The 21,766-nt window shown below is 57.9% G+C and carries 20 protein-coding genes; 11 read left to right on the forward strand and 9 right to left on the reverse strand.

What is annotated here, in order from left to right:
• Positions 1 to 24 precede the first annotated feature (24 nt).
• From ACAM27_RS15670 to ACAM27_RS15685, 4 genes are all read left to right on the forward strand, one after another.
• Complete coding sequence (locus tag ACAM27_RS15670) at positions 25 to 831, forward strand: inner membrane protein YpjD (RefSeq protein ID WP_014420738.1); 807 nt, start codon at positions 25 to 27, stop codon at positions 829 to 831.
• A 92-nt stretch (positions 832 to 923) separates the two neighbouring features.
• Positions 924 to 2,204 carry an HlyC/CorC family transporter gene (locus ACAM27_RS15675; protein ID WP_011785776.1) on the forward strand — a complete coding sequence of 427 codons (1,281 nt, stop codon included), beginning with the start codon at positions 924 to 926 and terminating at the stop codon, positions 2,202 to 2,204.
• A 128-nt stretch (positions 2,205 to 2,332) separates the two neighbouring features.
• On the forward strand, positions 2,333 to 4,540 hold the full coding sequence (locus ACAM27_RS15680) for a DUF1631 domain-containing protein (RefSeq protein WP_288036543.1): 2,208 nt from the start codon (positions 2,333 to 2,335) through the stop codon (positions 4,538 to 4,540).
• Positions 4,541 to 4,575: 35 nt separating this feature from the next.
• Complete coding sequence (locus ACAM27_RS15685) at positions 4,576 to 5,310, forward strand: hypothetical protein (protein WP_369612276.1); 735 nt, start codon at positions 4,576 to 4,578, stop codon at positions 5,308 to 5,310.
• Between the two features lie 8 nt (positions 5,311 to 5,318).
• On the opposite strand, the gene grxD is transcribed toward ACAM27_RS15685, so the two are convergent.
• A complete protein-coding gene (gene grxD / locus ACAM27_RS15690; protein ID WP_014420735.1) occupies positions 5,319 to 5,645 on the reverse strand; it encodes a Grx4 family monothiol glutaredoxin in 327 nt (108 codons plus the stop codon).
• 200 nt (positions 5,646 to 5,845) lie between these two features.
• Here grxD and argF point away from each other — a divergent pair, with 200 nt between their 5' ends.
• Together argF and ACAM27_RS15700 are read left to right on the forward strand one after the other, a co-directional pair.
• Positions 5,846 to 6,760, forward strand: coding sequence for an ornithine carbamoyltransferase (gene argF, locus ACAM27_RS15695; protein WP_023008850.1), 915 nt, complete (start codon positions 5,846 to 5,848; stop codon positions 6,758 to 6,760).
• Between the two features lie 3 nt (positions 6,761 to 6,763).
• The gene (locus tag ACAM27_RS15700) at positions 6,764 to 7,840 is read left to right on the forward strand and encodes an ABC transporter ATP-binding protein (RefSeq protein WP_011785781.1); all 1,077 of its coding nucleotides are present in this window, start codon (positions 6,764 to 6,766) and stop codon (positions 7,838 to 7,840) included.
• A 3-nt stretch (positions 7,841 to 7,843) separates the two neighbouring features.
• On the opposite strand, the gene glpK is transcribed toward ACAM27_RS15700, so the two are convergent.
• The 3 genes from glpK to ACAM27_RS15715 all read right to left on the reverse strand — a co-directional run bounded on the left by glpK (position 7,844) and on the right by ACAM27_RS15715 (position 11,934).
• Complete coding sequence (glpK, locus tag ACAM27_RS15705) at positions 7,844 to 9,325, reverse strand: glycerol kinase GlpK (protein WP_022991030.1); 1,482 nt, start codon at positions 9,323 to 9,325, stop codon at positions 7,844 to 7,846.
• 244 nt (positions 9,326 to 9,569) lie between these two features.
• Positions 9,570 to 11,141, reverse strand: coding sequence for an ATP-binding protein (locus tag ACAM27_RS15710; RefSeq protein WP_113879867.1), 1,572 nt, complete (start codon positions 11,139 to 11,141; stop codon positions 9,570 to 9,572).
• Positions 11,142 to 11,199: 58 nt separating this feature from the next.
• Positions 11,200 to 11,934 (reverse strand): response regulator, encoded by a 735-nt coding sequence (locus ACAM27_RS15715; RefSeq protein WP_011785784.1) that lies wholly within the window; start codon positions 11,932 to 11,934, stop codon positions 11,200 to 11,202.
• 242 nt (positions 11,935 to 12,176) lie between these two features.
• Here ACAM27_RS15715 and ACAM27_RS15720 point away from each other — a divergent pair, with 242 nt between their 5' ends.
• Positions 12,177 to 12,938 (forward strand): GNAT family N-acetyltransferase, encoded by a 762-nt coding sequence (locus ACAM27_RS15720; protein ID WP_022991028.1) that lies wholly within the window; start codon positions 12,177 to 12,179, stop codon positions 12,936 to 12,938.
• Positions 12,939 to 12,953: 15 nt separating this feature from the next.
• Positions 12,954 to 13,772 carry a lysophospholipid acyltransferase family protein gene (locus ACAM27_RS15725; RefSeq protein WP_369612277.1) on the forward strand — a complete coding sequence of 273 codons (819 nt, stop codon included), beginning with the start codon at positions 12,954 to 12,956 and terminating at the stop codon, positions 13,770 to 13,772.
• On the opposite strand, the gene ACAM27_RS15730 is transcribed toward ACAM27_RS15725, so the two are convergent.
• From ACAM27_RS15730 to ACAM27_RS15745, 4 genes are all read right to left on the reverse strand, one after another.
• The gene (locus tag ACAM27_RS15730) at positions 13,732 to 14,208 is read right to left on the reverse strand and encodes a peptidylprolyl isomerase (RefSeq protein WP_011785787.1); all 477 of its coding nucleotides are present in this window, start codon (positions 14,206 to 14,208) and stop codon (positions 13,732 to 13,734) included. The two genes, ACAM27_RS15725 and ACAM27_RS15730, sit on opposite strands and share 41 nt — an antisense overlap.
• Positions 14,208 to 16,421, reverse strand: coding sequence for an acetyl-CoA hydrolase/transferase C-terminal domain-containing protein (locus ACAM27_RS15735; protein ID WP_369612278.1), 2,214 nt, complete (start codon positions 16,419 to 16,421; stop codon positions 14,208 to 14,210). The genes ACAM27_RS15730 and ACAM27_RS15735 overlap by 1 nt, the downstream gene beginning before the upstream one ends.
• 140 nt (positions 16,422 to 16,561) lie before the next feature.
• Positions 16,562 to 16,915 (reverse strand): hypothetical protein, encoded by a 354-nt coding sequence (locus ACAM27_RS15740; protein ID WP_011785789.1) that lies wholly within the window; start codon positions 16,913 to 16,915, stop codon positions 16,562 to 16,564.
• A 233-nt stretch (positions 16,916 to 17,148) separates the two neighbouring features.
• Positions 17,149 to 18,186, reverse strand: a complete 1,038-nt coding sequence (locus ACAM27_RS15745; protein ID WP_023011505.1) for an NADP(H)-dependent aldo-keto reductase — start codon at positions 18,184 to 18,186, stop codon at positions 17,149 to 17,151.
• A gap of 104 nt (positions 18,187 to 18,290) precedes the next feature.
• On the opposite strand from ACAM27_RS15745, the gene ACAM27_RS15750 reads away from it, so the two are divergent.
• From ACAM27_RS15750 to ACAM27_RS15760, 3 genes are all read left to right on the forward strand, one after another.
• Positions 18,291 to 19,538, forward strand: a complete 1,248-nt coding sequence (locus tag ACAM27_RS15750; protein WP_081432101.1) for a glycosyltransferase family 1 protein — start codon at positions 18,291 to 18,293, stop codon at positions 19,536 to 19,538.
• A complete protein-coding gene (locus tag ACAM27_RS15755; RefSeq protein WP_031211463.1) occupies positions 19,504 to 20,052 on the forward strand; it encodes a phosphatase PAP2 family protein in 549 nt (182 codons plus the stop codon). The genes ACAM27_RS15750 and ACAM27_RS15755 overlap by 35 nt, the downstream gene beginning before the upstream one ends.
• A gap of 66 nt (positions 20,053 to 20,118) precedes the next feature.
• Positions 20,119 to 20,781, forward strand: a complete 663-nt coding sequence (locus tag ACAM27_RS15760; RefSeq protein ID WP_022991021.1) for a hypothetical protein — start codon at positions 20,119 to 20,121, stop codon at positions 20,779 to 20,781.
• On the opposite strand, the gene ACAM27_RS15765 is transcribed toward ACAM27_RS15760, so the two are convergent.
• Positions 20,769 to 21,731: a pectin acetylesterase-family hydrolase gene (locus ACAM27_RS15765; RefSeq protein ID WP_369612279.1), complete on the reverse strand. Its 963-nt coding sequence runs from the start codon at positions 21,729 to 21,731 to the stop codon at positions 20,769 to 20,771. The two genes, ACAM27_RS15760 and ACAM27_RS15765, sit on opposite strands and share 13 nt — an antisense overlap.
• Positions 21,732 to 21,766 lie beyond the last annotated feature (35 nt).

Consider the following 21,766-nt stretch of genomic DNA (forward strand, 5'->3'; position numbering starts at 1 on the left):
TCAGGCAACACGATTAAGGATGTCATGGGAACGCTGATTCTCGCGGTTACCGCACTTTTCCTCTATAGCGTTGGAACCGCGCTTCAGGCCCTCCATTTACGTGGCAAGGTCCACAGCAACCTGGCGGTTACGACACTGATTGGCGTGCTTGCCCTGATCGGCCATGGCCTGCTCATTGCCCAGACCGTACACCTGGACGGCGGCTTCGACTTCAGTTTCTTCAAGAGCTCCGTTCTGATCTCCTGGCTCATTGTCTTTCTGCTTCTGGGACTAAATCTGAGCAAACCCGTACAAAGCCTGTTCATTGCGGCCTATCCGATTGCAGCACTGACCATTGTCATGGCGCTGATTACCCACACACCGTCTCGTCTGGTGTCCGAAGAAAGCTACGGCATGCTGTCTCACATTGCCCTGTCAGTCACGGCATACAGCCTGTTTACCCTGGCAGCCATACAGGCGGTTTTACTGTACGTACAGAACCGGCAGCTCAAGCGCAACTACAACAGCTTGCTGGTAAGGAACCTGCCACCGCTGCAAACCATGGAGTCATTGTTGTTTGAAATGGTCTGGGCGGGCGTTGTGCTGCTGGTACTCGCCATTGTCACTGGTGCTGTGTTCATTGAAGACCTTTTTGCTCAGGATCTGGCCCACAAAACCATTTTTTCCCTGCTGTCCCTGCTGGTTTTTGTCGGACTGTTGGTAGGCCGCTACACCAAAGGCTGGCGCGGCATCACCGCCAGTCGCTGGACACTGGCAGGCTGCGCACTGCTGATGCTGGCCTTCTACGGCAGCAAGTTTGTTCTCGAGCTGGTTTTCCACCGGGGCGTCTGAGACCCGAACCCCCTTACTGACCTAACCCGCTTGACACCTGTTACCTTCAAATCCTATTTTCGCAACTTATCCTCAATATAAGGGCTGCTCTCTTGAACGAAACATCGCTCACCGCGCTGTTTATTCTACTTGTCGGACTGATCATCCTCTCTGCGTTTTTCTCCAGCTCTGAAACCGGCATGATGTCCCTGAACCGCTACCGCCTGAAACACATGGCGAACACCGGCCACAAAGGGGCCCAGCGAGCGCAAGGCCTGCTTAACCGAACCGACCAGTTGATCGGCGTTATCCTGATCGGCAACAACTTCGTGAACATTCTTGCGTCATCGATCGCCACGGTCATCGCGATTCGCCTCTGGGGCGACGCCGGTATCGCAATTGCCACCTTACTGCTGACGATCGTTATCCTCATTTTTGCCGAGGTCACCCCGAAAACTCTCGCAGCCCTGTTCCCTGAAAAAATTGCCTTCCCGGCCAGTCATATTCTTGGGCCGTTGCTGAAACTTCTGTACCCGCTGGTATGGACGGTCAACCTGTTTACCACCGGCATTCTTCGCGTTCTGGGCGTCTCCTCGGCCCAGGCCTCGGAAGATCATCTCAGCCGTGAAGAACTCAGAACCGTGGTGAACGAGGCCGGCGCACTGATTCCGGCCCGGCACAAAGACATGCTGGTCAGCATCCTGGATCTGGAGAATGTCACCGTCAATGACATCATGGTGCCCCGAAACGAAGTCGTCGGCATCGACCTGGAAGACGACACAGACACTATCCTGCGCCAGCTCAGAAGCAGCCAACACACGCGACTGCCTATCTTCAAGGGTGACATCAACAACATTCAGGGCATTCTGCACCTTCGCAGCGCGGCCAGGCTGCTGCAGGAGGCAGACATCAACAAGGCGATGATCATGCAGCTGTGCCAGGAACCCTACTTCATTCCGGAGAGCACTGCGCTCAATACCCAACTACTGAACTTCCAGAAAGGCAAACGCCGGTTCGGCATTGTGGTGGATGAATACGGCGATGTACTGGGCCTGGCTACGCTTGAGGATATTCTTGAGGAAATCGTCGGGGAATTTACCACCGATTATGCCGCCACCTCGCCCGACATCATTCCCCAGGACAACGGCACCTTTATCATCGATGGCAGTGCCGCCGTGCGGACGATCAACAAGACCCTGGGCTGGCATCTGCCAACCGATGGCCCGAAAACCCTGAACGGACTTATCACCGAAACTCTGGAAAATATTCCGGACACCAACGTGTGTCTGAAAGTTGGCGGTCATCGTATTGAAGTCCTGCAAATCAAGGACAACGTGGTTAAAGCCGCCATTGTCCACCCCAAACGCAAGAAAAAGCGTGGCCGGAGTTTATGAACCTGATCGCAGGTTAGCGTTTATTCATGTTAATGCAGATCAAAATGCGCTAAATTTATCCAATAATCAGAACAGACAAGAATCAGGCTCGGTCATGTATCCGGTTGAGGCGTAAACAGGAGTCGGCCATGAACAAGCAGTCCGGCATACATTACCTCCGCGAGCACAGGGAAGCGGCAAGCACCCGACCGGTTCCTGCGGAGGTAGCCCGCATCCGCGACACCGTTGTTGCGGGGCTGGGTGATTTGTTGCAGGGGGCTTTCGATGCCGTCGATGATTCACTCTTCGAACTGGCCAACAATGCCCGCAGCAACAATGAACAAAACCGCTACTTCGAAGCCATGCGCGAGATTCGCATCAAGCGCAAGGGCGTAGAGCGTCATTTTCAGAATACGGTTGCCCAGTTCTTTGCCAACCCGCCCCATGCCGGCCAGCTTCCGTCAACCGAAGCCAGCCCGCAGGCCAGTGCCGACACTCTTTCGCTGGTTGGCAATGACGATCTGGAAGAACAGGTTGCCTTCAACGCCATGACCACCAAGGCCAAGGCGCACTTCCAAGGCCCTTTACTGCAATTGCAGGCCCGTTTTACCGAGATCTATCCGGACGCCACCGAGCAGGAGCCAGTCAACCCGATGGCACCGGAGCACCTGTGCAGCGCTTTTACCGAAGCGATCCAGGCCCTCGATATCCAGATTCGCGAACGGCTCATCCTGCTCAAGCAATTTGACCGTTACGTGATCTCCAACCTGGGCATGCTCCTGGATGAAGCCAATCGCATTCTGATCCAGGCCGGCGTTATCCCGAACTTCCGTTATCACGGCAAGAAGAGCCAGAACCAGAAGCCATCTGCAACAGCAGACAGCTCTGCCGAAAGCCCCAGCGAGGCGACTGCCGGCTACGATCAACGCCCGGAAGACACCGTACTGTTTGACCAGATCCGTCAGATGCTGGCTCTGCAAAGGTCCAATGCCGGCATGCCCCCACGCAGCGCCGATCCCTCTCTGAGAGTGGTCGGAGGCCGGGAACTGGCCGATATGCTCAACGCCATTCCGCTTCAGCAAAACTGGCCGGAAACCGACGACCTTAGCACGGGTGAGCCCGTAACCGTCGACCTGCGCCAGGTCGTTCAGCAACTGCTGGCTAAGGCCGACGCTCAAGATGGTCGCCAGCCCGCACTGAATGAAGTGGATGAAGATCTGATCAATCTGGTCTCCATGCTGTTCGAGTTCATCCTTGATGACTACAACCTGTCCGCCCCGGTTCAGGTGCTGATCAGTCGCCTGCAGATTCCGATTCTGAAGGTTGTGATCAAGGACAAGAGTTTCTTCAGCAAGGCAACCCACCCGGCCCGCAAGCTGCTCAACTCCCTCGCCCGCGCGGGCATTGGCTGGAGCAGTAGCGATGAGAAAACCCGAGACAAGCTGTACGGTCAGATACACAACGTGGTGCAACGAATCCTCAATGAATTCGATGGCAACATTCAGTTGTTCGAAACCCTGAACGAAGAATTTGAGCAATTCCTGGAGCGAGAAAACCGTAAGGCCTCCCTGGTGGAACAGAGAACACGAGAATCGGAACGTGGTCGCATCAAATCCCAGAAGGCCCAGGAAGAGGTGGACCGGCTGTTACGGGAAAAAGTATCCCGTTACCGGCTTCCGGACTCGGTCAGCGATATTCTGATGAATGGCTGGAGCCGGGTTATGTTCCTGGCCTACCTGAAGGACGACACCGAACATCGCTGGCACGAAACAGCACGGGTCGTGGATGACCTGATCTGGTGCCTGCACCCCCATGAAGAAGATGAAGAGCGTGACCAGTGGGTTCGGGTTGTGCCCGGTCTGTTGAAATCACTGCGGGCAGGACTTGAGGAAGTCTCCTACAACGCCACCCGGCTTGATCAGATGATGGGGCACCTGAAGCATGAGCTGGCTGAGGCCTTCCGGACCAACGCCGCCATCGAAGCCCGTCAGGATGCACCGTCGGATGCCGAAGACGAAGCCCCGACCGTGCACCAGACCGCCGTTGAACGGCAACAGGAACTGGAAGATGCTGCGATTGCCGAATATGTGGCCAAGCTCGACACTATCGAAATTGGCAACTGGGTGGAGTTCCGCCTGGTCAACGGCACCAGCTTCCGCTGCAAGCTCTCAGCCATTATTGATGAAGCGGACTGCTTTGTGTTCGTCAACCGTATGGGCCTGAAAGTCATTGAGAAAACCCGTGTTGAGCTGGCTCATGAGATGCGCCGTGGCCGCCTGACGCTGCTCGAACAGGGTGCCTTGATTGACCGGGCCCTGAATGCCGTCGTGGGCAACCTGCGCACAAAAACCGCCTGATATAGATGCCGGACACGGGTTTTCGTTCACCCTCAATGCCGGCATCCTATCGGCTCCTGCTGGCGGTTTCCCTGGCCATACTGGCTCACACTCTGGTACTGGCCGGGCTTCCATCGCCTCTGAAGGAGGCCCGGGAACTGACTCACCGACTGGTTTTTACGCTGACAACCCCGGCGGCCGTCCCGACACCAGAGAGCGTGGCAAGCCCGGAACCGCCAAAGCTCAGGCACTCCGAGTTCGAGATCCCGCCGGCCGAGCCGGTGGTAACCTCGACAGAATCTACCTTCAGTGCTCCGCCCGAATCGCAAACCGTCACCGCGACACAGCCAGATTCCCCGAAGCGGACAACCGAAAGCACCCAAACCCGGGCAACATCCTTCGAATCCCCTGCATCAGTTGCTACACCTGCATTGACTGCACGTGCAAGCGAGGCCGTAGAAACGCCGGAGCCAGTAAAGCAAAAGACTGAGACTCCCGATGAAAGAGACCCTTTTGTCGCAAAACTCTCAAGTCATTTGTCGGAATATCTCTTCCGAGAGACGATTAGGGTGCCTGTAGACTCGGAGGGATCAAAGACATGGATAGCAGAAATAGAACTCAGATTAATGGGAAATGGCGCGGTGACGGGCGCGAAAATCGTTAAATCAACGGACCTAAAGGATGTAGACGCCGCAATATACCGGGCGGCTTTAGAGGCAAGCCCCTATCCCGCTCCAGAGAGTGGGATAGGAGGTCGTTTTACGATAAAGCTTAAATACCGTTACGAGTAGCAGAATGATCAGGCTTCGGCCTGACCCGCAGCATCCTTGACCATCTTGGCCAGCTCGCCACTTTCTGACATTTCCAGAACGATGTCGCAACCACCCACCAGCTCACCGTTGATGTAGAGCTGCGGATAGGTTGGCCAGCTGGAATAGACTTTCAGGGCCTCACGCAGTTCCTGATTGTCGAGAATATTCACAAACGCAAAGCGCTCACCGCACGCCATCAGAGCCTGAACAGTACGTGCCGAGAAACCGCACTGCGGAGCTTGCGGGGTGCCCTTCATGTAAAGAATAACCGGGTTCTCTTCAAGTTGGCTCTTGATGGTTTCATTGATGTCCATGAACTCATTCCTCTGGTTGGGAGTCAGCTTTGCCGCCAAACGGCCTTTGCGCTTATTGTACACGGGTGCCTCAGGCCTCAACAAACCGTCCGTTTTGACCCAGAACAACAGCACCGCGCCCGGCGTTGTTTTCAGGGTAGCGACGGGCTAGACTTGTTGGCTTTTCCGAACGGGCAGTTTGCTTGAAACAGGGGCCTTTCATGGCAGCAAGACATTTTCTGACACTGAACGACATGACCACGGCGGAACTGGAAGATCTGCTCGATCATGCTTCCAAATTACGCAAAGAGTGGCGTTCAGGCCAGACCAGGGACACCCTTAAAAACCGGGTGCTGGCAATGATCTTCGAAAAATCGTCCACCCGGACCCGGGTTTCCTTCGAAGCCGGCATGACCCAGCTCGGGGGTAGCGCCATGTTCCTCTCGCCCAAGGATACACAGCTTGGCCGCGGCGAACCGATCGAGGATTCTGCCATTGTGATCTCCAGCATGGTCGACGCGGTGATGATCCGTACCTTTGCCCACGAAACGGTCGAGCGCTTTGCCACTGCCTCCAGCAAGCCCGTGATCAACGCTCTCACCGACGAATTCCACCCCTGCCAGCTGCTGGCCGACATGCAGACCTATCGGGAGCTTCGCGGCAGCATCCGTGGTGCCACCGTGGCCTGGATTGGTGACGGCAACAATATGTGCCACTCGTACATAAACGCTGCAGAGCGTTTCGATTTCCACCTGAACGTTGCCTGCCCAGAGGGTTACGAACCGGATCAACAACTGATCGAACAGCATGCTGACAGGGTGACCGTTGTGCGCGCGCCAGAAGAGGCAGCACGAGGCGCCCAACTGCTGGTCACCGATGTCTGGGCTTCCATGGGCCAGGAAGACGAGCAGAAAGCCCGGGAAAAAGCCTTCCGCAGCTATCAGATCAACCCGGCTCTGATGGCTCAGGCCGACAAAGACGCCCTCTTCATGCACTGCCTGCCCGCCCACCGGGGTGAAGAGATTTCGGCAGACATGATGGACCACGAAAGCTCGGCAGTCTGGCATGAGGCGGAAAACCGGCTGCATGCCCAGAAAGCCTTGCTGGAATTCCTGATTCTCAATCGTCTGGACTGATCCATGCCCGAAGCCCTGGTGCCCCCCGCAGACTGGCTGCTGGAAGTAAACAATCTGTCCTGTGGCTACGGCGGTGATTCCGTTGTCAAGGACGTCAGCTTTGCCCTCAGCCACGGTGATATTGGCTGCCTGCTGGGCCCCAGCGGCTGTGGCAAGAGCACCATTCTCCGGGCGCTGGCCGGCTTCCTGCCGATTTCCCGGGGTGAAATCCGCCTGCAGTCACAGGCCATCAGCCTGCCCGGGCGGGCACTGCAACCGGAAAAGCGCAAGATTGGCATGGTGTTCCAGGACTATGCCCTTTTTCCGCATCTGAGCATTGCCGATAACGTCGGCTTCGGTCTGAAGTCATTAAGCAAAGCGGAACGTCGACAAAAGGTCATGGAGTTGCTGAACCTGGTGCACCTCCAGGACCTTGCAGACAACTATCCCCACGAGCTGTCCGGCGGCCAGCAACAACGGGTGGCCCTGGCCCGGGCACTGGCACCAGAGCCAACACTGATCCTGCTGGATGAGCCTTTCTCCAACCTGGACACAGATCTGCGCCGCCGGCTGAGCCTGGATGTGCGGGAAATCCTCAAGACCCTCGGCATCAGCGCCATCCTGGTTACCCATGATCAGCAGGAAGCCTTTGCCATGTGTGATCAGGTGGCGGTTCTCCGGGACGGGCAGATTCAACAGTGGGATGTACCCTACAACCTCTACCATGAGCCGGCGAACCGGTTCGTGGCCAGTTTTGTCGGGCAAGGTGGGTTTATTCCCGGCAAGGCCCTGGGCCCTGACACCATAGAATCGGAACTGGGCGTCATCCATGGCAACCGGGCCTACAAATGGCAACCAGGCACCCTGCTGGACGTCCTGATCCGGCCGGACGACATTGTTTTCGATGAAGACTCAGAGCTGAAGCCAAAGGTGGTGGAAAAAACCTTTGCCGGAACCTCCACGCTCTATCGTTTCCGGTGTTCAGAAGACACTGAATTTGAGGCCCTCTTCCGGAGCCACCTGGACTTTAACCTGGGTGAGCAGGTACCGGTCCGGGTGGAGGCTGATCACCTGATCGCCTTCGAACGCACCGGCCACTGAACCTCAGTGATTACAGACTCGCTCAACAGCATCCAGCCAGCCGGCATAGAGTGACTCCCGCAGCCCCGGCGCCATATCCGGCCGGAACTGGTGCTCGCATTCCCAAAGCGACGTAATCTGCTCCAGGCTATCGAAAACCCCGGTCTGCAAACCCGCAAGATATGCGGCCCCCAGCGCCGTGGTTTCGGTCACGCTCGGCCGGTCAACCGGCACATTGAGAATGTCCGATAAAAACTGCATCACCCAGTCGTTCACAGCCATGCCTCCGTCGACTCGCAGGGATTCCAGTCGGGCGCCATCGTTGCGAATGGCGCGCACCAGGTCTTTGGTCTGATAGCACACCGATTGCAAACCCGCCGTGACAATCTCGGCAATGCCGGTATCCCGCGTCAGCCCCAGGATCGCACCCCGGGCGTTGGGGTCCCAGTGCGGGGCCCCCAGGCCGGTGAACGCGGGCACCAGATACACCGGATTATTCACACCGACCGTCGCCGCATGCTCCGCCGATTCCCGGGCATGGGAAATCAGCCGAAGCCCATCCCTGAGCCATTGCATGGCGGCGCCGGCAACAAAAATACTGCCCTCGATGGCATAGCAGGGTTTGCCGTTGAGGCGGTAGGCTACCGTCGTCAATAACCGGTTTTCAGAGCGCAGGGCCTGCTGGCCGGTGTTGAGCATCAGGAAACAGCCTGTGCCATAGGTACTCTTGGCCATTCCCGGCTCAAAACAGGCCTGGCCGATCAAAGCGGCATGCTGATCACCGGCAATACCGGCAATCATCACCGAAGCGCCCAGACATTCGGGTTCCGTCAACCCGTACTCAGCTGCACTGTCGAATACCTCCGGCAACAGAGCAGCAGGCACCCGAAACAGCTTGAGCAGCTGCGGGTCCCATTGCTGTGTATGGATATTGAACAGTGCAGTGCGGGACGCATTGGTGGCATCGGTACGATGGTGCTTGCCGCCGGTCAGATTCCAGAGCAACCAGGTATCAATGGTGCCAAAGGCCAACTCACCGGCTTCCGCGCGCTGGCGGGCACCGTCAACGTTGTCCAGAATCCACGCTATCTTGGTGGCAGAGAAGTAGGGATCAATCAATAATCCGGTGCGGTCAACCACCAGGGATTCATGGCCATCCTGGCGCAACTTGGTACACCAGGACGCGGTACGGCGATCCTGCCAGACAATGGCGTGATGAATCGGCTGCCCCGTCGCCCTGTCCCAGATCACAGTGGTTTCCCGCTGGTTGGTAATGCCGATGCCTGCGAGGTCAGATGCCTTAATTTTGCCGTTGTTCAGGGCTGAACGACAGACCGCCAGCGTACTGTCCCATATTTCCATAGCATCGTGCTCAACCCAACCATCTTTGGGGAAGTACTGGTGAAACTCCTGCTGGGCAACGGCTACCTGAGCGCCTTTGTCATCAAACACGATGGCGCGGGAACTGGTGGTACCCTGGTCTATGGCAAGCAGATATCGGGACATCAAAACCTCCTGTTGTTTTCAGGAGATTCTAACAGGACGGAGATCGAGCGGTGTGACGCGGCGCGGAAATAAAAAAAGGGCCGGAAAAACCGGCCCTCAAATGACGAATGAAACAAGGAAAGTTCGTAAGAACTACAACCTCAAAAGTCATCCCTTACGCTTTGAAGTATTACCCAGGGCTGCAGAGGGTTCAGTTGTGGTTGTGTAGAGCTTTGTTACATCAGGTGAGGCACCGAGCACTGGTTCACAAATCCGGGTCTGCGGGCTTCAGGCGCGGCCAGACCAGGCTGAACCGGGCTCCACCCAAAACATCACTGCGGCCCACAAACGCCTGCCCGCCGTGCCAGTACAGAATCCTGCGAACAATGGACAGGCCCAACCCGTAGCCGCCTGAGGTACGGGTACGACTGTCATCTAGCCGGGCAAAGGCGGTGAACACTTTTTCCCAATCCTGTTCCGGAATGCCCGGGCCATCGTCTTCCACATCAATCCGGCAATTATCTTCATCCAGATGGCAACTCACCTGCACACGGCCTGCGGCATAGCGCGCGGCATTGCCGACCAGGTTCTGAACCGCCCGGTGAATGTAACGAGGCTCCATATCGGCCTGTGCCCAGCGCTCCGAAGCTTCGTCAATCTGACACTCAATGTCGACTCCCTCCCGGATAAGCCGCTGTTCGGAGACAACCTGCCTGACTATATCCGTGACCGATCCCTCCCGGAGACTGAACACCGGCCCGCCCTGCTCCAGCCGGGCATAGGTCAGGATCTCGTCAATCAGTTCGTCGAGCTCCTGGATGTCGCCATCAATGCCCTCGAGCTGCTTTTCAAGCACTTCCTGGGTACTACCGGATTCAATCATCTGGACGCCGAACCGGATACGGGCCACCGGCGTTCTCAGTTCGTGGGAAACCGCGTGAATCATTTCCCGCTGCACCTGCACCAGGCGCTGGATATGTTCCGCCATTCCATTGAACGAAGTCCCCAGCCGGGACACGAGCGTGCCCTGCTCGGATTCCACCCGGGCTCCCATCTCACCCCGGGCAATACGAATCGCTACCGACTCAACCTTGCGCAGATGACTCTCTACAAAACGCAACGCAAGAAACAGGGCCACTGCCAGCACGCCACCGACAACAGCGGTCAGCAGCAAGATAATCGGCCAACCCCAGGGATTGAAGGGGGGAGGCAATGTCACCACAACCAATGCGCCTTCCGACAAACGAACCAGCGCCCTGGCACGGTTATCACCGTGTTCAAAAATCGCCAGCCCGGTGTCGCCAAGCCGCTCAAGTGCCTGCTGATCCGGCAGATCCTCGGCCTTCTGAACCAGACGGATATCGAGATTCAGAGACTCTGCCAATTGCTGCGCCACATCCGCACGCTGAGCCGCAGGGCTGGTATCCAGATGCCAACGCACCATCAACGAGATTGCCCGGGCCAGATCCCGGTAGGGTTGCTCTAGGTGTATGCCGAGTACCTCGCCCCCGAGACCAAGGACATAATAGCCATACCCGCTATCGGTTGACTGCGCCACGACCTGGCCATAGCCCAGGCGCTCAAGCGCAACCCGGGAAAGCCCGAAGTCGGCCGCAACGCCACTGTGCAGACCAAACATCGGGGCCATCCAGTGATACTGACTGAGCGGATCCGGGGCCGCCGCCAGCCAACGCATAACCGGTGTCATGGCCTGCTCATGCCAGTATTGTTCGCGAACGGAGTTGATGCCGTTAAACAGCAGGACGCACACCAGCACGACCGCCGCCGCAATGGCCGCAATACGAGCGTAGGCTTTCAGGAAAAATTTCAGGGACATCGGGCCAACCCTGGTAACCGGCGTTGCCACCTTCGGGGCGGCAACGCCTCAGGCGCGATCAGGCTTCCTTGACGAACAGGTAGCCCTTGCTGCGAACGGTTTTGATACGGCGCGGGTGGATGGGATCATCACCGATTTTCGGGCGGATCCTGGACACGCGAACGTCAATGGAACGATCCTGCCCATCGTACTCGATGCCCCGGAGTGCGGTGAAAATCTCTTCCCTGCTCAGCACCCGCCCGGCATTACTGGCCAGCAGCCAGAGCAGGTCGAACTCAGCACTGGTGAGGTCAATACTCTCGTCACTTAACCAGGCTTCACGCATGGAACGATCGACCACGAGGTCGTTGAACTGCAAACGCACCGGCTCCTCCCCGGACGTCTCCTGCCCGCTAACGGGCGAGGTTTCTACCCGGCGCAGCATGGCACGGATGCGGGCGAGCAGAACGCGCGGTTGGACCGGTTTGCCAATGTAGTCATCCGCGCCCATTTCCAGGCCCAGGACCTGGTCCAGGTCGTCTGTCCGGGCGGTGAGCATAATAATAGGGCCATTGAAGAACGGCCGTACCCGCCGGCAGATGGACAGACCATCTTCGCCAGGCAGCATCAGATCCAGAACCACAAGATCAGGCTGCTCGTTGCGGATCCGCTCAACAGCGGCTCCCCCGTGGGTTTCCAACGACACTGTCAGGCCATTGTTCTCAAGGTACTCGCGGGTCAGATCCGCAAGCCGCTCATCGTCCTCTACGATCAGGATTCGCCAACTCTCGTTTGTTTGTTCCACGCCATCCATCTCTGATTATTTTATTCCGGTTTCAGGGTTGTACACCCGACGATACAGGCAACGTTCAGTTACAGCAATTATACATGCTATTCAGAAATATACATGGAACCGCCAAAGGGTTACAGCCTGTGACACATATCCGTTTTCCTGAAAAGGGTCTCGCACTGTCACAGAGACGTCACCCTGGCGTCACCGCGCTGTCATACCGGCTTCATAGCCTTGACCTGAAACAGAAACACAGAGGCCAAGCCATGACTGCAACCACCGCGAGCCTTCAACCCCGCCGGGGCCGTAACCTGAGTACCGAACTGACCCGTGACCCGGAGCTCATAGAAGCGGCGCAGCGCCTGCGTTACCGGGTATTCTCCGAGGAGTATGGCAGCGATCTCGGCGCCACAATCCCGGGTATTGATGCCGATGCCTACGATGCGGCATGCGATCACCTGATCGTCACTGACGCAGACACCGGTGAACTGGTGGCCACCACCCGCATACTTCACCAGGACGATACGGCTTCAGTTGGCGGCTTCTACTCCCGAGGCGAGTTTGATCTCGCGGCTCTGGAAGCCCTGCCCGGAACACTGGCTGAACTCGGCCGCACCTGCGTGCACCCGGACTACCGCAATGGCGGCACCATCACGCTGCTGTGGTCAGCGGTGGCGGAGTACCTGGTGCAGCGCAACGTTACCCATCTGATCGGCTGCGCCAGTATCAGCATGGCCGACGGCGGGGCAAAAGCCTGGCATGTGGCCCGGCTTCTGCAACAACAGCATCTGTCTGAGCCGCATTGCCGGGTAACGCCAAAGCGCCAACTGCCACATCTTGCCCATCCGGAATCAGAACGCTCTGTGGACATACCGCCCCTGATCAAGGCGTACATGCGCCTGGGCGCAAGGGTCTGTGGCGAGCCTTGCTGGGATCCTGAATTCCGCTGTGCCGACATGCTGGTGCTGCTGGAGGTCAGTAACCTGGCCGGCCGCTACAGCCGGCACTTCCTGCGTCGCCCCGCCTGATTCGGAGGATTGCCGATGAGCTGGCTTCGACTGAGCTTTCGCTTAGCAATGTTTGCAGGCTTCCTTGTCGGAGCCTGCGCGCTGGCGGCTTTGCTCCGGATCTCCGATCTGGCCAGGACCAGACCGGTGGACAAGAATCCCTGGGCCACAATCTGTTTTCGGAAGGCATGTCAGTGCCTGGGCTGGCAGGTTCAGGTTTATGGCCAGCCCTGCCCGGAAAACGCCCTGTTTGTCGCCAACCACATCAGCTGGTCAGACATCCCGGTTCTTGGCAGCATCACGCCCATGCGGTTTCTGTCAAAAGCGGAAGTAGGTCAATGGCCGGTGATCGGCTGGCTGGCCCGGCAGGCCGGCACGCTGTTCATCAAACGTGGCGGCGGTCAGGCCAGAGCTATCAAAGCCAGTATCGCGCAATGCCTGCAGGCTGGAGAATCGGTGATGGTCTATCCAGAGGGAACCACCAGCACCGGGCTAGCCGTATTACCCATGCACGGACTGTTGATGAGCGCCGCCCGGGACAGCAACACGGCCATACAGCCAGTGTCCATCGGTTATCGGCGAGAACGGCGCCCTGACTCACTGGCGCCCTTTGTGGGCGATGACAGTTTCCACTGTCATCTGTTCAGGCTGCTGCGACAGCCGCCGGGGCAGATCATCGTAATACTGCATCCGCCCCTTGGACCGGATCCGGATCTATCCCTGAATGAGCTGACCGGGAGCATACACCAGCAGATCAGCCAGGGCCTCGCACGCATTCACTCGGGCGAGCTCGACCAGGTACCCGAACGCCCTATCAGAACAGCGGGCGACCCTGAGCTACCTCGTCTTCAGTAGCCTCGCGACGACCCACAATTTCCAGATCAAAATAGAGGGTGAAACCGGCTAAAGGGTGATTGGCATCCACTTTGACCAGATTGCCGTCTATCGCCACCACCTGTACCACCTGGGCCTGATCGCCGGAGTTAGTCTGGAACTTCATGCCCACATCCAGGTTTTCAACGCCCTCAAACAAGGAACGGGGCACCTTGCGCACCAGGTCCTCGCGGTATTCGCCATAGGCCATTTCCGGTGGCACGGTCACTTCCAGGCAATCACCTACGTTTCGGTCTTTCACCGCCTCCTGAATGCCGGCAATGATCTCGGGGCTGCCGTAGATAAAGTGCAGAGGCTCGCTGCCTTCAGACGTATCCACCAGCTCACCGATGCGGTTCTTGAGCACGTAATGGACGGTAAAAACATCCGGCCGGGTGTTCGGGTTATCGGCTTGCATCAGCTGTTTTCGCTTCCTGTCTTTGTCGCGGGTTCAAGTTGCTGCAGGCCATGTATCACCAGTTTGCGATCCAGCTTCTCCCGAATGCCTGAGGGGTTGTTCAACCCCATGCGTTCGAGCAGCACCGCGTACTGGCCAGTATCGTCTTCAGCCCGGATGGCCTGCCAAAGGGTCGCCAGTTTACCACGGGGAGTGGCGGTTGCGGCTTTCAGTCCTTTAAGGGCTTTCCCCAGGGTCAGCTCCTCATCGGTGAAATCCCGGCCGAACGGGAACGCCGGGAACCAGTCGCCCTTACCGGGTGCAGCCAAAGCCTGGCGAACCGACGCCGGCGTATTGTTCTGCCAGTCCGCAGGCAAGCGGAAATCGTCACGGACCTTGCCCGCCTTCTGGGCCTGTTTCAGCAAATCCGCCTGGAAACGGGAATCGGCAATACGGATCAGCGCCAGGAACACATCTTCGTCGGACCGCCCCCGCAAATCGGCAATGCCGTACTCCGTGATCACAATGTCCCTGAGATGTCTTGGAATGGTGCAATGGGCATAGTTGAATACAATGTTGGACACTACCTGCCCACCCGACATGCGGGTGGCTCTGAGAGCCAGGATGGAGCGCGCCCCGGGCAACTCATGGGCCATCGAAACAAAGTTGTACTGCCCCCCCACACCACTGACCACGCGACCATCATCCAGCCCATCTGACACTGCCGCGCCATTGAGGGTGTACATCATCGCAGAGTTGATAAACCGACCGTGCAAACGCTGGGCGGCTTTGAGCTTCTGATCTCCGAAACGGTGATCGTAAAGGTGGTTGATGAAATTGACACTGGTCATGCAGATCTTGTCACGCTTCTCTGGCGACAGATCTCTCAGAGCCTGGTAGAAGGCCTCCGGCCCCACGTAGAAGCCACCGTGCATGGCAATACCACCGGTGAGCCTTGAACCAAGACCCAGGGCCGCCAGCGCCTCACGGGTCTGATCCTGGCTGAGGTCTGCTTCTACAGCGTGATCTTCACTCAGGCGCAGGCGTCCGCCACGGAATTCCACTGTGTCCCGCAGAATGCCGTACTGAATCAGCCAGTTGACATCCCGCGCCCGCAATGGCGAGTCGATCAGCCCTTCCCGGACCAGCACATCCAGCATGTCGAGCGACGGCGTCAGGGTAATCTCGCCCCGGTTGATCAGAGTCTGCAAACCGGCATGATCAAATACTTCCCGCTTCAGGATGCCCTCCTGCATCAGATACAGGAAGCCATCCACCATCATTTCACTACAGCCATACAGGCCGGTCTCGAACGTACCGGTACCGCCGCAGCTGTCAACCACAGGGAACCTGGATCCCACATCCAGGTGGTCATAAACTGCGCGCCAGGCATCATTGTGCTTGTGGCGCAGAATGGCGTTGTGAACCAGCGAGGCTCCCAGTGAACCGATGCCAACCTGAAGGGTTCCGCCATCCTTCAACAGGCAGCTGGCGTAGAATCCGATGAGGTGATCAGACGGACTGATGGCCATCTGAGGAGCCGAGAATAACGGATAGTCTGTCGATGGATGACTGAAGAGAAGATCAAACTGCTGTTCCTCGACGGCTGCATGATGGCCAAACCAGGGCAGGTACTGATTGATTTCAGCCACCATGGCCACCGGTACGCCCTGCTGTTCACGCTCCCGCAGCAGCGGCAGGATATCGAGTGACAGGTCCGGGTTACAGCTAAAGCTCACCTGGCCCGGAAAGCCATTGGGCTCGCCTGGGGAAACCGTCTGCCCCACCACATTCACACCCTGCGCCATCAGATCGCGAACGGCATGGGTGTAGTTGGTGCATACATAGTTTCGCTGCTGGTTGCGATTGTTCAGGTAGCTGCCAGCTTTGAAGAAAAATTCAGACACCTGGACATTGCTTGGCAAGCGGTTATTGGCGACATCACGGGCATAGGCCAGTTCCGGAATATCGCCAAACAGGCGCTTGGCGAAGGGCCCCATGAAACGTTTTTCCAGTGAAGAACTGCCCTCAGGCGCTAACAGGGAGAGCGCGGTCACAATATGCAGCTCAATGTCCGGATCATCCTTGGCACGCTGATAGAGCGCATTCACAAACCTCACCGGCTTGCCAAGACCAAGCGGCAAGCCCAGGGTAATGCGCTTGCCAACCCGTTCAATCACCCGATCAACACACCGTTCTGCGTCGTCGCAATAGACTCCGTTCTCTGCTGCCATTACCGGCTCCTCGTCGCTTGAGAATCTCAATTAAGGTGGATGATCACACGGCAGATTCAAGCTGACAATGCGTCAGGTCATGACATTTTGACAAAGCGGAAGGTCGGGAGAAAGATGGCGGGCACGCCAGGGAACAGCGGTCAGAACTTCCAGCGCAGGTTCAGGCAGGCACCTTCGTTCAACAGGGCGATGCCGTGGTCAGGCTGAGCCGGATCGGAAGCATAGGTCTTTTCAGCAGTGCGGGAGCGGCTGAGGCTCAGGCTGAGCAGACGGGAGCCGATAGCGGTAAGTGCATCGCTGCGGTCGTCTTCATAATCGCCGGACATCCATTCCTGAAGTTCGTAAACATCCTCCGCCGTCGTCATTTCGTCGCGCTCGGCCATCATGCGCTCGGAAAGCATCGGTTCCGACAACATGGGCTGCGCAGCGTCAGCCCGCATCGCAAAGGCGACGCTATTCAGGGCTAGAAGGACGACGAACAGGCGAAGAATCATGGCAACAGGAAATCCGGTATCGACATTGGCTTTATTTAATTCACAGTACCAAAGTCTAATGATTGCGACGAAGATTGGTGTGATTTTGCACACAATTTCGCCAGCGTTCCGTCGCCTGGCACCAGCTTTTTTGTCAATAAATGATCACTTATATTGCAGTATGTAACGATTCTGCCGCTGGTCGGAGCGGCAGGATCGCACCTGGCTACTGCAAGCCCTTATGCATACAGTCTTCAAGGGCAGGGATAGGTGAACTCGGCATGGATCGCCTCGATGGCGGACACGAGGTCGGGGCTCAGAGTCACACTGGCTGCCCCGATGTTCTCCCTGAGCTGCTCCATGGTGGTTGCACCAATGATGTTACTGGTTACGAACTCCCGACTGTTCACCCAGGCCAGTGCCAGTTGGGCCGGCGTGAGACCATGCTGGTGAGCCAGCTCAACATAGGCCCTCGTGGCGTCCGCCGCCCGGTCATTGGTATAGCGACTGAACCGCTCGTACAGAGTCAGCCGGGCCTTTTCCGGCCATTTTCCCCCCAGGTATTTGCCGGTCAGCATGCCAAAGGCCAGTGGTGAATAGGCCAGCAGGCCGGTGCCTTCACGATGGGCGAACTCCGCCAGGCCTGCTTCAAAGGAACGGTTCAACAGGTTGTAGGGGTTCTGGATAGAGACCACCCGGGGCCAGCCACGCTGCTCCGCCAGGCGCAGGTACTGCATCGTGCCCCACGGTGTCTCGTTGGAAAGCCCGATGTGTCTGACCTTTCCTTCACGCACCAGTTCATCCAGCGCTTCCAGTGTTTCCTCAATGGGCGTCATCTGCTCATCGGGATTGCGGTCATAACCGAGCTTGCCAAAAAAATTGGCGCTCCGGTCCGGCCAGTGCACCTGATAAAGATCGATGTAATCCGTCTGCAGGCGCTTAAGGCTGCCCTCACAGGCAGAGCGGATATGCTCCCGGGTCAGCCTCGGGCCACCGCGCAAATACCCGAGGCCATTACCCGGCCCGGCCACCTTGCTGGCGATCACCAGGTCATCACGCTGGCCACGGCGGGCCAGCCAGTTGCCCAGATACTGCTCGGTCAGGCCTTGGGTTTCTGCCCTGGGTGGCACTGGATACATTTCAGCGGCGTCGATGAAATTGATGCCCTGCTCCATGGCATAGTCGAGCTGCTGAAAGGCTTCCTGCTCGCTGTTCTGCTCGCCCCAGGTCATGGTTCCCAGGCAGATCAGGCTGACCTCGATATCTGTAAAGCCAAGTTTTCGCGTTTGCATGGAATCTCCTTGCAATAGGTCGATAAGAGACGGGGTATAAACACGTAAACGGAATGTCACGGAGTTGTCGCATTTCTGTCATGGCGTCTTTCCATAGTAAAGGCATGACAGCAGAACCTTCAGGAACCCCCGTGACCGAAGCCCAGTTGACCGAACGGCGACCGCAACACATTACCATTGTTTCCGAGACGTTTCCGCCGGAAATCAATGGTGTTGCCAACACCATGCGGCACCTGTGTCAGGGGCTGATGCAACGGGGCCACCATGTAACCGTGGTGCGCCCCCGGCAGCCCCACGAACAGAAAGGACTGTTTGAGAGTACCGGGAGCGGGTTGTTTTCCACCGAACTGGTGGTTAATGGCTTGCCTCTTCCCGGCTACGCAGATCTGCGCTTCGGTACCGCCCGCCCCTCGAGCCTGAAAAAGCTCTGGCAGAAACAGCGGCCCGACGGCATCTATGTGGCAACCCAGGGGCCTCTCGGCGTGGCGGCCGTGAACGCGGCTCGCAGCCTCGCCCTGCCTGTCAGTTCCGGGTTCCATACCAACTTCCATCAGTATTCTCGCTATTACGGAGCGGGCCTGCTCGAACGGTTACTGTGTGCCTACGGTCGCTGGTTCCATAACAGAACAGCCATCACCCTGGTGCCTACCGGTCGCATGCAGCGGGTGACCCGGGACATGGGGATCACCTGCACCGGCCTCTGGAGCCGGGGCGTGGATTGCCAGCGCTTCACCCCCCACAAACGCGACCAATCCCTGCGTCGGCAATGGGGGCTGCACGACAACGAACGTGCCGTACTCTATGTCGGGCGCCTGGCTGCGGAAAAAAACCTGCGCATGGCTGTTGCCTGCTTCGAGCGTATCCGCGGCCTGCATCCTAATGCCCGCTTCGTGCTGGTAGGGGATGGCCCCATGCGCCGCTCCCTGGAAGACCGGCACCCGGACTACATATTCTGTGGCACACGACGGGGCGAAGATCTGGCCCGGCACTATGCCTCCGGTGACCTGTTCCTGTTTCCCAGTAAAACCGACACCTTCGGCAACGTGGTGCTGGAAGCCATGGCCAGCGGACTGGGCATCGTCGCCTTCGACGATGCTGCAGCCGCAGAACATATCCGACATGACGAAAACGGCATGAAGGCTGAACTGACAGACGACGAAGCCTTCGTCAATCACGCCCTGAGACTGGCCGACCAGCCCTCACTGTTGAACCGAGTCCGCGCCCAGGCTCGCCTGGACGCTCTTGAATTGAATTGGAGCAGCCAGATCGACCAGTTTGAACAGCTGGTTTTAAACCAAACTGCACAGGCCCGATACCATGGCATTAACAAGCAAGGCATCTCGCTTCTTTGAGTTGGCAGACCAGCGAGAATTCGCGGTCTGCCAGGCCATTAATCGCAGCGTACGGTTCCGGCCGATTCTGGGGTATTTCCGAGTCGTCAGCCGACTTGGCGACGGTTGGTTCTGGTACGCGCTGATTCTCTTACTGCCTTTCTACGCCGGGGACTCTGGCCCGGCCCTGGCACTTCAAATGGCGCTTACCGGGCTCACCTGCACGCTGACCTACAAGGCCCTCAAACGCTGGCTGATCCGCGAGCGGCCTTTTATTTCGTTTCCGGTTATTAACTGTGCAACGCCGCCACTGGACCGGTACAGCTTTCCCTCCGGCCACACCCTGCACGCGGTGTGTTTTCAGGCCATGCTGTTCGTTGCGCTCCCGGCCCTGGCCTGGTGTGTGCTTCCATTCACCTTGTCAGTGGCGGCATCCCGGGTCATTCTCGGGCTCCACTACCCCAGCGATGTCCTGGCCGGCGCCTTGATTGGTGGCACCATGGGCTGGGCCTCTATGCAGTGGCTGGCCGGCTGAGCCCAACCCAGGCAGTTGCCGCATTCTGGTCTACACTGATTCCGGAGAATCCTGCCGGAGTGAGTCATGAACACAAAGATCCTGCTGGTCACCGGGGCCGCAATTATTCTGGCGCTGGCGCTCCTGTGGCCGACCAATACCCCGCCACCCGAGTTACCACCAGCCGGAAACGCTCCGGATACCGCTTCAGATCCGGCCGAGGCCCCCCCGCCCTCTTCCGATGCCCTGTCACCAGAACAACAGGCGCTGCTGGACAACCCCAAGGTCAAGGCCTACGCCCAGCGGCTTGAATTTGAAGATGACCTGCACGATTTCTTTGCCAACGCCCCATCTCTCCCCGAACAGGAACGCCGGGCCCTGGCCGATGCCCTGCAAGAGCGTATGAACGAATACGAGGGATCTGTGCAGATGAGTGCTCCGGAAGCCGCGCTAATTCAACTGGCGATGATCCAGATTCTGGAGCCGGATGAGGAGGCAGCAAAAGCCGCCGCACAGCAACTCATGGACCGGTACCGGGCTGAATCCGGAGCCAGACTGCAGGCCTGGCTGGACGAACCCAGGCCGGACTTCGAACGCTACAAGGCCCGGGAAAAGGCGATTGTGGAAGAAGTGATGGCCATGGATGATATTCCCGGCGGACTGACCCGGGACCAATACCTGCGCGAGCGCCTTCAGGAAGCTCGGGTAGAGGCCATGGGCCGGTCCGCCGGCAATAATCAGAGCAACTGATCCAGCGACCAGTACAACAGGTTGAACGGTTTATTGTAATCGGCCACCGTATCGGTCTCCGAGGCCTGCATCACCGCACCGCTGCCATTCATCACGTTATTGACGAAATCCCCCAGTTCCAGGCCCAACTCCTGAATATCCGAATTGGCGAACTCGATAATGGACGTGCAGTGACTTTCATTCACGTCCCGAAACATGGGCAGGTAATAGCCGAAGTTATCCAGCCCGGCCAGCGTCTGCGTCAACCGTTCGGTGTCCACGGCCCACTTCTGATGCAGCAAAGCCTCCTTGGTGGCCTGATCCGGCGCATTCTCGATCTCCGGGAAGAAGCGCTCATAGGAATAGGAGGAGTAGTTCAGATCCCGCCAGAAATGCGTATGCCCCATGCGGTCCTGTGGCAGCGCCGTCGCCAGCGCAGGATACAGGCTGCCGAGGTCATTCAGGTTCAGTGCCGGTAAACCGGACTTCAGGTAAGCCAGCGGGCCACCCGGCTGGTCCAGCCCCCAGGATTGCCTGATGAAGCTCTGTAGCAGCACCGAAGGATACTGCTGAGGGTCAGCGCCAACCGGCGCACTGAAGGCAGGGCCTGAATCGTTGATCAGGAAACTGCGAGTTGGCGCCATGTCCCGCCGGGTTGGGTGATAGTTGGTCAAGCCACCAATGCCACCAGCACTGCAACCGGTCGCCAGCATTTGCCCGGGGCGTTGCAGGTTGTCCTTGAGCCAGCTGATCACCGCCCGGGTATTCCTCAGGCCGTTGTGATGCCAGATCAGAGGTTCCGCCTCGCCTTCAGGATCTTCATACACCGCCACCCGGTCGCCGGAATAGATATCCCCCGTACAGTAGGGTACGTAGACCATGTTCCAGTTCTGGGTTTTTACCCGGGTCCAGGGATGCAGACGAACCACAAACGGGCTCACCAGGCTGGCGCCGGGATTCAACAGAGACATGTAATCATCCGGGATACCATCGGGATTACGAGCTC

The sequence above is a fragment of the Marinobacter sp. RI1 genome (assembly GCF_041155085.1).
Taxonomy (GTDB): Bacteria; Pseudomonadota; Gammaproteobacteria; order Pseudomonadales; family Oleiphilaceae; genus Marinobacter; species Marinobacter nauticus.

Bases quoted from the DNA above. Each gene is read 5' to 3' on its own strand.
- ACAM27_RS15670 (WP_014420738.1), top strand. From the start codon at position 25: ATGGGAACGCTGATTCTCGCGGTTACCGCACTTTTCCTCTATAGCGTT.
- ACAM27_RS15680 (WP_288036543.1), top strand. From the start codon at position 2,333: ATGAACAAGCAGTCCGGCATACATTACCTCCGCGAGCACAGGGAAGCG.
- ACAM27_RS15685 (WP_369612276.1), top strand. From the start codon at position 4,576: ATGCCGGCATCCTATCGGCTCCTGCTGGCGGTTTCCCTGGCCATACTG.
- grxD (WP_014420735.1), bottom strand. From the start codon at position 5,645: ATGGACATCAATGAAACCATCAAGAGCCAACTTGAAGAGAACCCGGTT.
- argF (WP_023008850.1), top strand. From the start codon at position 5,846: ATGGCAGCAAGACATTTTCTGACACTGAACGACATGACCACGGCGGAA.
- ACAM27_RS15700 (WP_011785781.1), top strand. From the start codon at position 6,764: ATGCCCGAAGCCCTGGTGCCCCCCGCAGACTGGCTGCTGGAAGTAAAC.
- glpK (WP_022991030.1), bottom strand. From the start codon at position 9,325: ATGTCCCGATATCTGCTTGCCATAGACCAGGGTACCACCAGTTCCCGC.
- ACAM27_RS15710 (WP_113879867.1), bottom strand. From the start codon at position 11,141: ATGTCCCTGAAATTTTTCCTGAAAGCCTACGCTCGTATTGCGGCCATT.
- ACAM27_RS15715 (WP_011785784.1), bottom strand. From the start codon at position 11,934: ATGGATGGCGTGGAACAAACAAACGAGAGTTGGCGAATCCTGATCGTA.
- ACAM27_RS15720 (WP_022991028.1), top strand. From the start codon at position 12,177: ATGACTGCAACCACCGCGAGCCTTCAACCCCGCCGGGGCCGTAACCTG.
- ACAM27_RS15725 (WP_369612277.1), top strand. From the start codon at position 12,954: ATGAGCTGGCTTCGACTGAGCTTTCGCTTAGCAATGTTTGCAGGCTTC.
- ACAM27_RS15730 (WP_011785787.1), bottom strand. From the start codon at position 14,208: ATGCAAGCCGATAACCCGAACACCCGGCCGGATGTTTTTACCGTCCAT.
- ACAM27_RS15735 (WP_369612278.1), bottom strand. From the start codon at position 16,421: ATGGCAGCAGAGAACGGAGTCTATTGCGACGACGCAGAACGGTGTGTT.
- ACAM27_RS15740 (WP_011785789.1), bottom strand. From the start codon at position 16,915: ATGATTCTTCGCCTGTTCGTCGTCCTTCTAGCCCTGAATAGCGTCGCC.
- ACAM27_RS15745 (WP_023011505.1), bottom strand. From the start codon at position 18,186: ATGCAAACGCGAAAACTTGGCTTTACAGATATCGAGGTCAGCCTGATC.
- ACAM27_RS15750 (WP_081432101.1), top strand. From the start codon at position 18,291: ATGACAGCAGAACCTTCAGGAACCCCCGTGACCGAAGCCCAGTTGACC.
- ACAM27_RS15755 (WP_031211463.1), top strand. From the start codon at position 19,504: ATGGCATTAACAAGCAAGGCATCTCGCTTCTTTGAGTTGGCAGACCAG.
- ACAM27_RS15760 (WP_022991021.1), top strand. From the start codon at position 20,119: ATGAACACAAAGATCCTGCTGGTCACCGGGGCCGCAATTATTCTGGCG.
- ACAM27_RS15765 (WP_369612279.1), bottom strand. From the start codon at position 21,731: ATGTCTCTGTTGAATCCCGGCGCCAGCCTGGTGAGCCCGTTTGTGGTT.